Below are 14,463 nucleotides of genomic sequence, written 5' to 3'. Positions count from 1 at the left end.
CTCAAGTCTTAGAACCTAACTTTTTATATTCCTCAGTGAATCCTCTATATTCAACCGTTAATCCTTCCGGCAAGTTCTGAAAAGAAAAATACTTCATTTCCTCTGATTCACTATAATCAATCTTCAATTCTCCACTTATTTCTTTTGTATAATACACTGCAGTTATAGAATATAATTCATCACCATTTTGAACCTTTAAGTAATATTTCGAGCCAGAGTATACATTCAGTAATCTTAATTTATCGACTAAAAGTCCTGTTTCTTCAAAAACTTCTCTTTTTGCCACTTCTTCAAAACTCTCGCCTAAATCCATTAATCCACCCGGTAGTCCCCAAGTTCCATCATGTCTCTTTTGTAATAACACTTCATTTAGATGATTTATAATCATAACAACTGACCCAGGTAAAATAATCGGCCTATGCCCCACGTATTGCCTAAGATATTTATAATACTCCATTTGAATTCACTTCTCTCTATAGTCATTCATATACAATTAAGATTGCTAGTCTCTAAAATTAAAGAATAGTAATATTATATTCAGATGTTGCTAATCTATCTGTATGATGATTTCCAGTCCGGTTGGTTTTTCAGCGAATGTGTCAGTATATTCCTTAAATACTAGCTCCGTTCCTGAACACTCGTCTGGTAATGGTGGAGAAACTACAAAATTGATGGTGTAATGACCAGTCGAGCCACCTCCACCCTGCAACTGACAGTCATATTGTTCTCCTATAAACAAACCAAAAGTATAGTTACGCGCAGATCTACTTAGACTTTCATTCATATCAAACCCGTCAATATTTAGTTGAACAAGGCTTGCATTCTCATATTGTCTTATCGTTGTTACTGAGTAAAGAAGACCTTTATTTTCAACGAATTTTTGTACAGGCAAATACTTTCGAAACACCGTTGGCTCGATACGCGGTTTAAAATATTTTTCCATTCGAATTGTTCCAAATATGGCCTTTAAATAATCCTCAAAAAAATCGTAATTCTTGGCCCAATTTATAATCATTTCTTCCGTTGGGTACTCGGTGTTATTCATCATAAAAACTTTTCTCTTTTTTAAAAGAACACAAATTTGCTCATCAATTGGCAATAGATCCTTTGTATAATGATTTTCTAGTGATTGATTATCCACATGGCATTCCCCTCATCTTATTTTGGAAGTTTTAAATCTTGTCCATGGCATCCAGGAGAATAATAAAGAATAAAAAAACTCCGACAAAAAGCAATTCCAGTTTACTGTTACTTTCTTGCTTCTCGGGGCCATTTTTCATCTTTCTGTATTTCCCTTGAATTTTCCGTTGTTTTTGATTATTCTTCTCTAATTTCATAGAATCTCATACTCCTTGAATTAAGACGGTACCTGATAGCACCCAAAAAGAAGCGGCAATGATCATATAAATAATGGCCACTAGTTTTCGTGTTCGTTGATAAGTGAGGAACAATAAAAAGTTTGACAAGCCTAGTAATATAAATACCATTCCCAATGGAATAAAGGATCTTTCACTATTTATTTGTACTGCACATGAAAATAGAAATCCAATGATCACAAATAATATGAGATTCGTAATAATAAGTTGTTTTCTAGACATCGAAAGCCCCCTAGTTCCTTTTCGACCGCATCCCCTTCAGCACTGTAACCCCATCCATATGAAGAAATTCGTTATAGTTCTCACTCTCCACTTCAAACAAAGCAATTTTTCCATCTGCATCATAATGAATGCCCCAACCATATTTCTTTACTAGTGGAGAAGCACGAAAGCATGCCTTTGGTTTGCTGAAAAATTGCTCCCTTAGTTCATTCGTGGATTCTATTTGATTTTTAATTAAATACGTTTGAAATTGCACATCATCTTGGGTGTATTTATAGGGGCTTTTACTGACTAAATCATATTCTATTGAAGCTATCGTAGATTTGCCGTTTCTAGGGAGAGGAACAACTGCAGAAGTAATGGGAGAATCTTCCGAAACTTTAATAAAGGTATTTTTATAAGACATTGTTTCCTCCTTTTAAATTGGAAATTTTTTCATAAGAAAATTTTATCATAAGTCACTACGAAAACAAAGGGACGGTCCAGCTTCATAAAGCCAAACCGTCCCGCAATCATTATCCTCTTTTTCTAAGAGCAAGTACCAATGAAAGTAAAGCTACAACTAATGCTGCAATCGCAAGATAAAGTGGAACATTGCTAGACGTTGTTTCTTCATCTTCACTTACCTCTTCCTGTACTCCAGCCCCATGTTCATGCGAAGCCGATGGATCTGCGGGCTTAACTGTTGTCACAGAAGCTGGCGCATCAGCGCCTTCTGCACCTACCCATTCTACTACACTTCCATCTGCATACGTTTGATATGCCTTCCAAACGATTTCTGTGGCATCATCTGCAACTTTACCTTGCAAGTTAAATTGGATAAATTCAGTTGGAGATAATCCTTCTCCATCCGCTGTCCATGTCACACTTGTAATTTTTCCTGACTCATCCATTTGCAATTCATACGTCCAACCTGGCTTTGGTTCGAAGCGTGAAATGTTTACTTCTTCTGGAAATCTCACTTCTACCTTAGTCGTTGAAGAATCTTCACTTTCTGAAGGTACGCGAACGGTGAATACTTCATAAGTTCCCTGAGATGTCTCTTTTGGCTGAACCGTTACATGTGCACTTGCCACACCTGCAAAAAGAGAAAATGCCATTAAGAATAATACGCTTAATCTTACCCATTTTTTCATTTGAATTTCTCCTGTTCAAATTAATAGATCATGAAATCTTTATAAAACACCACTTCATTATCTTCAGTGTCTAAGATTCGAAGTTCTGCCGACCATTTTCCTGGAAACGGCAGATAGTTCCCGTCAAGCATACTTCCACCTGTAAAAGGAACTTCAATTGGTGCAAGTTCGGGATTATCGATAGATGTCAGATATAAATTTACCCGTTTAATTTTTACACCTTCTTCATAGGACTTGGCAAAAATCATGAAATGATTCGTACCAGGTGCATTAGGTGTAATAGAAAAAGTGAATTCAATATTATCCTTCTGCTCATGCCATTCTAATGGCTTGTTTTGTGGTAGTGGATTTAAATGCGTCATAATCCCGACAATCACTAAGATTAGCACCATCATACCGAAATCAACTTTTAACCATGTTCCAATCGCATCCGTTTTCTTTTTCATTTGGTATCGTATAATGCCACCGATTACCACGACCATTAATACCATAGCGATTTTTACGAGGAGCAATATCCCCCATTTCGTATGGAGCACATATGAAACCTTTGGTAAAAAGAGTAAGGTGGATGCTGTACCCGTCACTATGAGCACCAATAAACTGAGTAAAGCAAATTGAGAAAACCTTGGTAAAAACTCGCGAATATGTTCCCTCTGATTTTTCCAATTGACTAAGATGTACAAAAGTCCTCCTGCCCAAATGGCTGCAGCAAGTAAATGAACGATGTCTAAAAGAATCGTGAAGATCTGTGGATCAAATCCCATAGCATGTCCATTTATACTTTTGGCGGATAATAGTAGCAATACCCAAAGGCTATCTAGCCAACGGAACCGCAGTAAAAGCACAAAGCCTAGAATAGATAGAACCATTGAAACAAGCCAGCTAATGCCCACTGATGTGCCAGTTAAAATAGAGAATAACCCTTTAACTGACCAACCTTCCATTAATTCAGTAAATTGCATAGCTCCCATCACAATAGTGGCAATTAGAAGTGCTGTTTGTAAAACTTTTGCCCATTTACGAAACGTTCCATTCCCTTCTACTTTGTTAAGAGTTCTCCATAATACCCAACCTGTTGTTAATAGTAGGGAAACATAATAGAGAATTCGAACAAGCGAATAGATCGTATTGTAAAAGCCAGTTTTGTCTTCCTCTGTATGTATATCAAAAGCGTTAGTATTGAGAACATTCTCTTCTCCAATAGAAACGACATACGAACCATCTACTGGATGACCATCTGCTGAAATGACTTTATAAGATACCGTATAAAGTCCATCTGATAATGTCGGCAAGTCTAGCGATAATGATTTTTGATCTTTGCTTATCTTGGTCTTGTCGTCGCTAATCAAATCACCCTTTTCATCAAACACCTTAATCGAATACAATTCTTTTTCCAGTCGCTCATTGAATTGTAAAAGAATTTCTTTTGGGGCTTTGTCTAGTTGGCTATCTGGAGCAGGATTTGCCTTTTCAAGAGATGCATGGGCAAACACTCCATGAGGCATCATCAATACGAAAACGAATAGAATCATAATGTTTCTTATAAATAGTTTACCCATGATGACAGCACCCTTTGCTTTTACCCATTTGCCCTGTCACTTTTCCCATCGCTTCTGTGTAGGACACTACAGTACCAGAAAATCCTTTTACAAAACCTTCAGCATGTTCCCTATGTTTAAATGGGATTACTTGAGGCTGACAACACCCTAAATCAATGGTTGCATCCATTACAAAAGAAGCGGTCGTAGCACTGATTGTTGTATCTGTAAAAAAGTCACTACACAAAGTCTCAAGGACTTCATCTCCTAACATTTGATGTCGGAGGATGCCACAATGGCTACAACAAGCTGTTTCCACCCTGTTCTCCGTTAAAATCAAACGAAATGCCAATCGTTGATTCAAGCTTCTATGACATAGTACACATTCATTCGAATTCTGCCCTTTGGTTTCACGACTCACAAGACTAATTCCACCGAATGATTTCTCAATAATACCCGACTCTACCATTGGTTTGATATCTCGATGTATGGTCATTTCCGATACCTGAAACATCTCACTTAACTCTGAAATTTTAAGAGAATGGCGTATTGTAACTAGTTCTTTTATCTTTTTCTGTCTTTCACTCGCTAGCAAATGAGTTCACCTGCCCTCTTTTATAATCTATAATTAACAAACTTTAACAATTCCAAACAAATTCTAACACCCTAACATATTGCATGCAATCATAAGAGCTTTCAAATTGTGTCAGAAATGTGACTATTATCACTTCATTTAAATAGCTCTTTTACTTTTACTCTATCAATATGCATAAACTTGTCCATCGATACCAATTGGTAGACATGAAAATGTCTTAGCTGCTGTGTTAAAATAAGATTAATGACTAAGTTTACAGATGAGGGATTACATGTATAAAATCATGCTGATTGAAGATGATGAAAAAATTAGAAAGATTGTCGCTGAAACATTGAAAAAGTGGCAGTATGAAGTAATTGAGGTTAGCCAATTTGATGAAATATTAACAGAATTTGAACAAGCACAACCTGATCTTGTCCTCCTAGATATAAATCTTCCTGTATTCGATGGCTATTACTGGTGCCAACAAATACGTTCCGTTTCCAAGGTACCAATAATCTTCCTTTCTTCTCGGACGCAAAATATGGACATCATCATGGCGATCAATATGGGTGGTGATGATTTTATCCAAAAACCCTTTGATTTGGGGATTCTTGTTGCAAAAATCAGTGCACTACTTCGACGTAAATACACCTATCAGGAAGATGACAATTTAAGTTTCACTCATCGTAGCTTAAAACTGAATGTCACAAAATCAACGATCGAATTTGAGAGCCAAAGCACTGAACTAAGCCGCAATGAATTCATCCTTTTGCAATTAATGATGCGAAATATCGGAAAAATTGTTTCACGTGAGGATATGATGCAGGCTCTATGGAATGAAGAACAGTTCGTCGATGATAACACCTTGACCGTAAACGTGAATCGGTTGCGCAGAAAAATTGCAGCCCTCGGATTAGAAGACTTCATTGTTACTCGAAAAGGACTGGGGTATTTAATCGAATGAGCATATTACGTTTCCTTTCCTATGAAAAGCCTTATATTTACTTGTACCTAATAGGAGGAGTAATACCTACTTTAGTATTCACTACGGCTAGCGATAGCGGTTGGGCGTGGGGAACATTTTTCTATGCCCTTACCCTTTCAAGCTTTGTGCTTATTGGATTTTTATTATTTCGCTACCACCAGTACCGGCAAACGAAAATTGAAGATGTTGACAGCCTTACACTTGAAGGTGAACTTGCAAAGCAGTATATTGATGAGCTAGCACGTGAGCATATCCGTGAAATGAATGAAATACAAAATCGGCAAAAGGAACATTATGATTTTATCGTCTCTTGGTTTCACGAAGTCAAAACACCTATTGCCGTCCTTCGACTACTACAGCAAACTGATATGGACGCTGATAGTTTAAGGGAGGAAATCGGAAAAATTGAAAACTATGTCGATCAAGCGCTCTACTATGCTAAGCTTGATAGCTTCAATCAGGACTATGACATCCAAAATAGTGATGTGATTCAAATTTCAAAAGATGTCATTAAAACACATTCCAAGACCTTTTTTTCAAAAAAGATTCGGATGAACTTAAAGGCCGAATCACTTGAGGTACAAAGCGATCCGAAATGGCTCCATTTTATCATCAATCAACTTATGACAAATGCCTTAAAATATACTGAAAATGGTGGAGAGATTACGATTTCAACTATAGAGACTGCCAAAGAAAAGCAGCTTTTAATTCGTGATAGTGGAATTGGTATCAGTCAAAAAGACCTCCCACGGATTTTTAATAGAGGTTTTACTGGAGAAACTGGTCGCATCTATACGAAGTCAACGGGAATGGGCCTATATTTGGCACAAGCACTATCGAATAAACTCGGACATTATATTACCTGCACATCAGAAGTCGGAGCTTTTACCCAATTTATCATTCATTTTCCGAAAAATCATGACCCGTATTTAATACGACAAAAAGCACACGGTGAGTAAGAATTTTGCCCCCACAAGGGGGACAAAATTCAAACAAAGTTACCGTGTGCTTTTTTCGTTGATAATTTTATAGTAAATCGATGTTGATGATATATAGAAGATAAAATACGTTAACACGTAAAATCCCATTACAGAGAAAATGATCGTCGTTAATGAAGGAAGATCTTTTATAGCCGAAATGACTGAGTAATATAAAATAAACCAGCTGTGTACAAGTCCAAGGATTAATGGAGGTAAAAATACGAACAACAATTGCTTCCGAATAATCCTTTTCAATTCTTTGTCGTCAACACCAATTTTTCGTAATACTTCGTAATGTTCCTTCTCTTCTGTCGCTTCGCGAAGTTGCTTAAAGTAGATGACACTTCCCAAAGCAAACAAGGCAATGACTGCAAAAAATGCCACTGAGAACAATATTAAAGATGATGACTCAATATTCGAGGAATACTGATCGATATATGATGAATAATAGGCTCCTTCTGTTTTCATCACGATATCGTATACGTCCCGAGATACGTCATTCGCTGTTTTTGGTTCTTCAATTTTGTATATTTCGTAGGTAGAAAGAGTCTGATCCACTTTTAAACTTGTAAAAGCTTCATCTGAAATTACCAGTACTGATGGTTGTTGTGCAGTATCTCCACCAGGACTCGTCGGGATGCTTAAAAGCGGGTATCTTATTTTCTCTACTATATTAAAACTATGGTTTTCTAAAACAGTAATTTCAGGCTGAGAAGTCTTATATTTTTTCGGGTCATCTACTCCTCTAGTTAAGAGAATTGCTTCGTCCCCTTTTACATTGACTTTATCCCCGTCTTCACGTAAATCCACAATCGCATTTAATTGTGATTCAGGGAAAACGTAAAACTCTTCTGTGTAATATTCAGGGCTGGAAAAGAAAGATTGTCTATCTTGGATCTTTTCTGTTTCAACTCCCGTAATGGTTTCATGTGCAATAATTGGATGTGAATCATTGATAATTTGTTCAATTTTCCTTAGTGATTCTTCATCTGGCGTTGAGAAGGCAATATGGTTTGGAAATTCTTTTTTCACAACCTGACCTTTAATCGCGTAATCTACTGCGATAAAACCAACAGCATAGATGACAACTGCACTAATCAAAGCATTAAACGTAAAGTTTATCGTATTCCCCCGAATTGAAAAACGCAGGGATGAAATCCATAACATTTTGTTCCCATGAAAGTAATTCTTACTTTGACTCATTTTTTGCAAAATCCATCCTGAAAACTGGCGGAAAAATAAATATGTTCCAACGATCAGGGCTACTGTTGTCGCAATTAAGGTTTCATTAAAATGGTCTTTCCATACGTCAGAATGTCCAGATAGAGTAATCGTATAATAAGAACCTGTAATTAATAGAATTGATACAATCGCTAACAGAAAAGAAAACTTGAACGGTTTGTCTAGTTTTTCTTTCGCATGGAACAATTCAACTAACTGCACGCGACGGACATTAAAATAGCTTTGAATCGTGATTATTATGATTAAAAGCGCAAAAAGCAGTATCGTTAAAAGAATAGCCTCAAGTGGAAATGAAAAAGAAATGTCTTCCTTGTAGTGCATTAAATTCATTAACACCATACCGAAGAACTTCGAAAGCAATCCACCAATTAATATTCCTCCAAAAACAGAAATCGCACTAAGGAATAATGTTTCAAAAAAGACCATTGTGGCCACTTGTCTTTCCTTCATGCCGTACAGTAAATACATACCAAACTCTTTTTTCCGTTGCTTCATAAAAAATGAGTTCGCATACAAAATAAAGAATACAATAAACAAAAAGACGACAATGGAAGCAATCGAAATAGCAAATTTGTAGTTATCCTTATTCTGTATGGCTTCAACGACGTCTTTATTAAACATTAAGCCAGAAAAAGTAAAAAAGATAACGACCCCGACAAGCATAGAAATAAAATAGATCGTATATAACCTGAAGTTCCGCTTCATATTTCGCCAAGATAAATCAATAATGCTCATCGTCTTTCGCCCCCTAAGACGCTTTGAATCGTTAGGATGCGGTCAAAGAATTCCTTTTCCGTTTGTTCTCCTTTAAACATTTCATTGACGATTTTTCCATCACGTAAGAAAATAACTCGCTGGCAGTAACTCGCTGCATATGGGTCATGAGTGATCATCAATACTGTCGTTTTGAATAGGTTATTAAGTAATTGCATTTGTTCAAGAAGTTGAGTAGCTGAACGAGAATCTAGTGCACCTGTCGGCTCATCAGCAAATACAATTGCGGGATTGGTGATAATCGCCCTCGCGGCAGCTGTTCTCTGCTTTTGCCCACCTGAAATTTCTGCAGGGTACTGATTCAAAATCGACTCAATATTTAATGCTTCAACGATCTTTGCTAACCGCTCTTCCATTTCAGTTACAGGAGTTTTTTGCAGAGAGAGTGGTAGCAAAATATTCTCCTTCACTGTTAGAGTATCAAGTAGATTGTAATCTTGAAAAATAAAGCCCATTCGCCTTTGACGAAACTCACGCAATGCTCTCTTTTTCAAATCGAGTAGAGATTTACCTTCAATCCACACCTCACCACCATTAAAGCTATCGATAGTTGAGAGAGTATTCATTAAGGTTGTTTTCCCAGAACCTGATGGTCCCATAATCGCCGTGAATTCCCCTTGTTCAATCGTTAAATCAATATTTTTTAACACTTGTGTTTTCCCATAAGACTTCGATAAATTTTTTGTTTGTATGATAGTTGTCATTGTATCGTCCTCCTTCACCACTATACTATATCGACTAATCTATCCACTAACCATCGATATAACAACATCTAATGTGACATTTTTGTCATGTTAGGGTGAAGAAAGACATTTTTACCTTGAATTCACTTCAAAAGCAGCTCTGATTCCTGATTCAACCGCTCCCTCTATCCAACCATGAAAGGAAGAAGTATGCTCACCAGCAAAGTGTAGTCTGCCCTCAGGTTGATATATGATATCACCAAAGTCTGTTTTCTGTCCGGGTGCAAAAAGGGTAAAGCATCCGGCAGAATATGGATTTCTACTCCAATTAAATGAAATTCCTTGGAGAAATTCCTCATAGACAACATTCCCATAGACCTTCGCTAAGTCCTTCAAAGCATAAAAGAGAATTTGCTGGTCTGATAAACTATTCCACAAACTAGCATCATGACCCCAACTATAGCTGGCAAGCATGACAGCTGGCCCACCTTTTGTACTTTTATGACTAGGAATATAACTAAACCTCGTTGGGCGATCAGATATAGCATTGCCAACTTTGTATTTCTCCCAAAAAGGATGTTTGAATTCAATCCCAATTTTGACAGATTCTAAAACTTGTAGTTCTCGTATTGCTTGCCATTTCTTAAAATCGATTGAATCATACGGTTCTACGTCGATAAACTGAAAAGTAGTAAATGGAATGGTGATGACCGCATAATCACCGGAGAATGTATGTTGTTCCCCTGTTTCTTGATTAACCGTTTGAAAAATGACGCCTCTAGCATTTTGTCTAATTTTTATAATTTTTTCATTCATGTAGAACTGATTTCGAAGTTCGTCTAAAAACGCTGCAGGAAGACGGTCATTCCCTCCTCTTATCTCATAAAACTCGGTTTCTTCATTAAATATCGGAAAAATAATATCCGTAATAATCCCAGTAAAGGAAAGCTCTCTAAATCCCTCCATGCCAAGTAATACACTAATCATCCGTATCGCATTCAGAGATAAAGATGGACCATAAGGGTTGTTTCGTAAATAATCTTCCATTGAATAGTTATCGAATCGATTTAATAATTGCTCCTGCTCCTCAGGTGTACTATTTTGATAACGTTCAAGAAATGGTCTTACCGCAGACAGAAAAAGTTCATTTGCTGTTTTTCCTTTTTCTGAATCATCAACCGGGAAGCGTAATATATCAGGATTCTGTTCATATTGAGAACTGGTAGTTAAAACATTATTGACGAAAATTAAGTCATTGGGGGTAGAGTTGATGAACCTGTTTGTCTGTAGCTTAAAACGGCGGATATATTCCATAACGAGAAGATGATTATCTGGTATCCGCATTGCCCCCACATCTAGATAATTTCCATAAGTGAAAGGCTGTCTGATGGTATACACTCGCCCACCTATTCGATTGTTCCCTTCAATAATCGTCACTTGATGACCTGCCTGTTTTAATATGGATGCGGCAACTAACCCTGCCATTCCCGCTCCAGCAATGAGGATCTTTTTCGGAGAAGCTCCTTTATTTAATCCATTTCGAATAATGGCTAACATTTCATCTGGATAATTAGGACTTGAATATTCAGTCGGGACACTACTCATCGCCATCACTCCCTTCTAATCGATCTTATGAATGGGCGAATGGAGATATGATGAGACTGGATTTGTTTGAAATTTTCACCTAAATTAATAGAGCCACCCAAAAGGATGACTCATTCTTTTTCATTATTATTCTTTCTATATAGAATGAATAGTTTAATAGAAATAAGCGTTAAATAGAAAATTGATACGACGTAAATAAGAGGTTGCTCATCTATTGAAAATTCAGACCCACCATAATAAGAAAAGATGAACAACGCTCCCACAGTGTAAATGACTAATAACGATTCAAATATTTTACTAGATATTTGTTGGGATTTATCTTTTACTTTTGGTTGATTTCTCCCTAATATAAGTGAAATAAAAAATGACACTATAAGTGAAACTGCTAATACTCTACCTGATATCTCAAATGGAAAGAGAGAATTGGGGCCGACACCGTAAAGCACCAGTATTGTGATTAAATATAGATAGCAAAATCGACTCCCATAAACCTTCACTTTTTCTCGTTTCGACATCTGACCACTTCCTCTACTAAACACTTGCCTTTGGTTCTTCTAAAAATGGCTCGTACATCATAATCGCATGATTTTCCGTTACATATTCATCATCAAGGAGGACCTTTTCACGATTAAAAACCTTGCGATAAATGAGATTATGCCTCACATATCCTCCCCAAAACTCTTGGGTAATCATATGCTCCTTTTCATAAACCTCATAGGTTTTTACAGTTGGAACCTCACATCTCCACTCTCCAACCAAATGAGTGTCGGTCAAATATAGAACTAATTGATATGTACTATTTGTTTCATTTTTGATTTGCAAATCCATGTAATTGTAAGCGCAAGTTGCTCCGCTCCCGAATGGTTGAGTTCGGTTTGAGTCTGGAAAAACGTCATAGCTATGTCGGTGTCTTTCAGTAACCTTTAAAGGAGAATGTAAAGTCATCCAATAGATCAGATTCGATAACTGGCATAATCCACCACCAGTTCCGTGTATGAACTTACCGTAGAACAAGATCATGCCATCGACATACCCTTTTCGCTTTGTTGTATTGCCTAGTAATCTCCAGTACGAAAAGGTTTCTCCAGGTCTAATCACCACTTTGTTTAATCTATTTGTGGCGATTTTCAAGTTTTTCACCTTGTTATACTGTAACCATAGATCAACATCTTTCAATTCGCGTAAAAGTAAGGATTTGTGCGTAAAAATAACTTCTTTTAACAAATTGGATTCTTTGGATTCAGCATACTTCTTTGAGCCATTAAACCATTCATAATACCTTTTTAAACGATAATACTTTTTACCAAGAAAAATTCTAAGAGGACTTCTGGCTTTAGGCTTTAACGACAACAAAATAACCCCTCATTTCCTCACATTTAAAGAGCTCGACCACTATTAAATGCTATGTTCATGTATTAAACAATTTCATTCCAGTTCTTTTTGCCAGTTCTACTAAATGCAAGATACCTAGAACCCTGAAAACTCAGTTCACCCACATCCCCTTCAACCAGCATGCCGTAGTCTATATCCTTTACTTCTAATTCGATACGGTCACCACTGTCGACTTCGAAGGTGACAAAGTAATCATTATAAGCCCTTGTCTCTCCTCCGCCCCGAACCGCTGCCCTTTTAGCGACAACTTTAGCACGTACAGTAAGCTCTGGAGAATTATTATTCTTACTCCAACGCGAAATTCCTCTAATAGCTGTAAAAAGAATACCACCTATTACAATAATAAAAATGATTCCAACAATGATTGGTATAGTCTGAAACATAAAATCCTCAAACATAAACATACAAATCCCCCTTTTCCTTATTTTAACATTACAGAAAAATTTCGTATATGTTGTATGTTGGGAGAAAATACTAATTAAATAATTGACTCAAGGGTGAGAATAGGATGCTGAACAAAATTATATTATGGGCAATCTTCATCGGACCATGGTTAACCTTATTTTTCATGAAAAAAGAATCGATAAAACGCTATATGCCAGCCGGGCTTTTTGCGACTCTCTTAATGTTGCTTTACAACGTATACTCTTTTAACAAAGAGCACTGGGAATTACACACAGTTCTTTTTCCTTCTTTACGCCCTTTATTTACTTCAGGAATACTTGGAGCTTTTCCAGTCATCACCATGTGGATTTTTTACTTTACATATGAAAAGTTTTGGATTTATTTGATGACGAACATCATTTTAGATTTCATGTTCGCCGTCTTTCCAGCTCACTACTTTTTACAAGATGTACTGGGCATTTACACTCTTAAGAATATTACAACATGGGGCAGATTTTTTATCTTCGTGACACAAGCAGTTCTTATTTACGGATATTTCAAATGGCAGGACGGCAATTATAAAGAAAGGGTGACTAGATAAAGGCAATCTGTGCCTCTAAATTTGGGATATTGGAAGACGATTGTGGGATAATAGGAGTTACTATCTTTGGGTAAAGGGGAAAAGAAATGACTATTTCTTTTATCGTTGCATCCTACATAATACTAGCAACTATAATCATTTTCATGCCTAAAAAATTGTCGTTCCCAGAAATATACTTTTCATGGATTGTAATATCATTTATTGTCCTTGTTTCAGACTTAGCTATAGGGGAAATTTTTGATTTCTATGATCTCTTGGATAAGCCAGGACCCCAACTAATAGATTTGATGATCGAAATTACCTTACCAGCCTTTTTTGGGATTATATTTCTAAATTTCATGCCAATTAAAATAAAGAAGAGCATTTGGTATTGCATATTTATCATCATCTTCTCTACATCTTATGAACAGCTTGCAAGGTATTTTGAATATGTACACTATAAAGGCTGGAATATTACCTATTCAGTCATATATTATGCTGTTGTCTGTATCTTTTTATATTGGCATTCTTGGTTCATTCGTAAGTTCATCCGATAATCCCTTAGTCGACTTTCGAAACTCCTAAAGCTAGGTTCTCCCAAAGCAATTGTTCTACTTTATCTCCAAATTCTTTGTTACATTCAACAACTAAAACGACTTCTGACTTTTTACCTCTAAGCGTTCTTTCCCTTTTATGAACCACTTTGAAAATAAAAACATCAATAAGGAATCCCAATATAAATCCTGCTACAGCCCCAATAAGACCCCAATATATCGGACCCCACTCAAGTACAAACCCTATGCTTGCTCCAACAACAGAAAATGCCGTTCCAATTGCAGCCCCTTTATCAAAAAGACTAATTCCATCGGCACGATGAAGTGTATCAAAAAGTCGTCTTTCCTCTACTCTATTGTTTAGAGGAACGGCAAGAATACTTTCTCTAGTAATGCCCAGTTGCTCTATAGAAGTGATTGCTAATTCCAAATAGG

At 36.6% G+C, this 14,463-nt stretch carries 19 protein-coding genes; 4 read left to right on the top strand and 15 right to left on the bottom strand.

Translation table 11 applies throughout. The features are described 5' to 3' along the window. Position 1 precedes the first annotated feature (1 nt). The 8 genes from FAR12_RS03815 to FAR12_RS03785 form a co-directional block, all read right to left on the bottom strand. A complete protein-coding gene (locus FAR12_RS03815; protein ID WP_126406459.1) occupies positions 2-457 on the bottom strand; it encodes an NUDIX hydrolase in 456 nt (151 codons plus the stop codon). Positions 458-547: 90 nt separating this feature from the next. Beyond that, positions 548-1,141: a hypothetical protein gene (locus tag FAR12_RS03810; protein WP_126406456.1), complete on the bottom strand. Its 594-nt coding sequence runs from the start codon at positions 1,139-1,141 to the stop codon at positions 548-550. 31 nt (positions 1,142-1,172) lie between these two features. Then, entirely contained in the window at positions 1,173-1,337 is a 165-nt protein-coding gene (locus tag FAR12_RS23265) for a hypothetical protein (protein WP_170972074.1), read from the bottom strand. A gap of 6 nt (positions 1,338-1,343) precedes the next feature. Beyond that, positions 1,344-1,598 carry a hypothetical protein gene (locus FAR12_RS03805; RefSeq protein WP_126406454.1) on the bottom strand — a complete coding sequence of 85 codons (255 nt, stop codon included), beginning with the start codon at positions 1,596-1,598 and terminating at the stop codon, positions 1,344-1,346. Positions 1,599-1,608: 10 nt separating this feature from the next. Further along, complete coding sequence (locus FAR12_RS03800) at positions 1,609-2,004, bottom strand: DUF6157 family protein (protein WP_126406451.1); 396 nt, start codon at positions 2,002-2,004, stop codon at positions 1,609-1,611. Between the two features lie 109 nt (positions 2,005-2,113). Beyond that, positions 2,114-2,734 carry a YcnI family copper-binding membrane protein gene (locus tag FAR12_RS03795; RefSeq protein WP_126406448.1) on the bottom strand — a complete coding sequence of 207 codons (621 nt, stop codon included), beginning with the start codon at positions 2,732-2,734 and terminating at the stop codon, positions 2,114-2,116. Positions 2,735-2,754: 20 nt separating this feature from the next. After that, on the bottom strand, positions 2,755-4,293 hold the full coding sequence (locus FAR12_RS03790) for a copper resistance CopC/CopD family protein (RefSeq protein ID WP_126406445.1): 1,539 nt from the start codon (positions 4,291-4,293) through the stop codon (positions 2,755-2,757). Continuing rightward, positions 4,286-4,867 carry a DeoR family transcriptional regulator gene (locus tag FAR12_RS03785; protein WP_126406442.1) on the bottom strand — a complete coding sequence of 194 codons (582 nt, stop codon included), beginning with the start codon at positions 4,865-4,867 and terminating at the stop codon, positions 4,286-4,288. The genes FAR12_RS03790 and FAR12_RS03785 overlap by 8 nt, the downstream gene beginning before the upstream one ends. 271 nt (positions 4,868-5,138) lie before the next feature. Here FAR12_RS03785 and FAR12_RS03780 point away from each other — a divergent pair, with 271 nt between their 5' ends. Further along, positions 5,139-5,813, top strand: a complete 675-nt coding sequence (locus FAR12_RS03780; RefSeq protein WP_126406440.1) for a response regulator transcription factor — start codon at positions 5,139-5,141, stop codon at positions 5,811-5,813. Beyond that, positions 5,810-6,793 carry a sensor histidine kinase gene (locus FAR12_RS03775; protein ID WP_126406437.1) on the top strand — a complete coding sequence of 328 codons (984 nt, stop codon included), beginning with the start codon at positions 5,810-5,812 and terminating at the stop codon, positions 6,791-6,793. The genes FAR12_RS03780 and FAR12_RS03775 overlap by 4 nt, the downstream gene beginning before the upstream one ends. Before the next feature lie 39 nt (positions 6,794-6,832). Here the strand turns inward: FAR12_RS03775 and FAR12_RS03770 are convergent, their stop codons facing one another. The 6 genes from FAR12_RS03770 to FAR12_RS03745 all read right to left on the bottom strand — a co-directional run bounded on the left by FAR12_RS03770 (position 6,833) and on the right by FAR12_RS03745 (position 12,914). Continuing rightward, positions 6,833-8,791 (bottom strand): ABC transporter permease, encoded by a 1,959-nt coding sequence (locus tag FAR12_RS03770; protein WP_126406435.1) that lies wholly within the window; start codon positions 8,789-8,791, stop codon positions 6,833-6,835. Then, positions 8,788-9,534: an ABC transporter ATP-binding protein gene (locus FAR12_RS03765; protein WP_126406433.1), complete on the bottom strand. Its 747-nt coding sequence runs from the start codon at positions 9,532-9,534 to the stop codon at positions 8,788-8,790. Before FAR12_RS03765 ends, FAR12_RS03770 begins: the two co-directional genes overlap by 4 nt. A gap of 111 nt (positions 9,535-9,645) precedes the next feature. Next, a complete protein-coding gene (locus tag FAR12_RS03760; RefSeq protein ID WP_126406431.1) occupies positions 9,646-11,118 on the bottom strand; it encodes a flavin monoamine oxidase family protein in 1,473 nt (490 codons plus the stop codon). Positions 11,119-11,228: 110 nt separating this feature from the next. Beyond that, complete coding sequence (locus FAR12_RS03755; RefSeq protein WP_126406429.1) at positions 11,229-11,633, bottom strand: hypothetical protein; 405 nt, start codon at positions 11,631-11,633, stop codon at positions 11,229-11,231. Between the two features lie 16 nt (positions 11,634-11,649). Then, positions 11,650-12,471 (bottom strand): VanW family protein, encoded by an 822-nt coding sequence (locus FAR12_RS03750; protein WP_126406427.1) that lies wholly within the window; start codon positions 12,469-12,471, stop codon positions 11,650-11,652. Between the two features lie 62 nt (positions 12,472-12,533). Continuing rightward, positions 12,534-12,914 carry a DUF2500 domain-containing protein gene (locus tag FAR12_RS03745; protein WP_212734375.1) on the bottom strand — a complete coding sequence of 127 codons (381 nt, stop codon included), beginning with the start codon at positions 12,912-12,914 and terminating at the stop codon, positions 12,534-12,536. 104 nt (positions 12,915-13,018) lie between these two features. On the opposite strand from FAR12_RS03745, the gene FAR12_RS03740 reads away from it, so the two are divergent. Together FAR12_RS03740 and FAR12_RS03735 are read left to right on the top strand one after the other, a co-directional pair. Next, complete coding sequence (locus tag FAR12_RS03740; protein ID WP_126406424.1) at positions 13,019-13,495, top strand: hypothetical protein; 477 nt, start codon at positions 13,019-13,021, stop codon at positions 13,493-13,495. A gap of 86 nt (positions 13,496-13,581) precedes the next feature. Further along, complete coding sequence (locus FAR12_RS03735; RefSeq protein ID WP_126406421.1) at positions 13,582-14,031, top strand: hypothetical protein; 450 nt, start codon at positions 13,582-13,584, stop codon at positions 14,029-14,031. Between the two features lie 4 nt (positions 14,032-14,035). On the opposite strand, the gene FAR12_RS03730 is transcribed toward FAR12_RS03735, so the two are convergent. Then, positions 14,036-14,458, bottom strand: a complete 423-nt coding sequence (locus FAR12_RS03730) for a hypothetical protein (protein ID WP_126406418.1) — start codon at positions 14,456-14,458, stop codon at positions 14,036-14,038. Positions 14,459-14,463: the final 5 nt, after the last annotated feature.

This window comes from Bacillus yapensis (genome assembly GCF_005280205.1).
GTDB classification, from domain to species: domain Bacteria; phylum Bacillota; class Bacilli; order Bacillales; family Cytobacillaceae; genus Robertmurraya; species Robertmurraya yapensis.
This window is presented reverse-complemented; position numbering and strand designations above follow the sequence as displayed.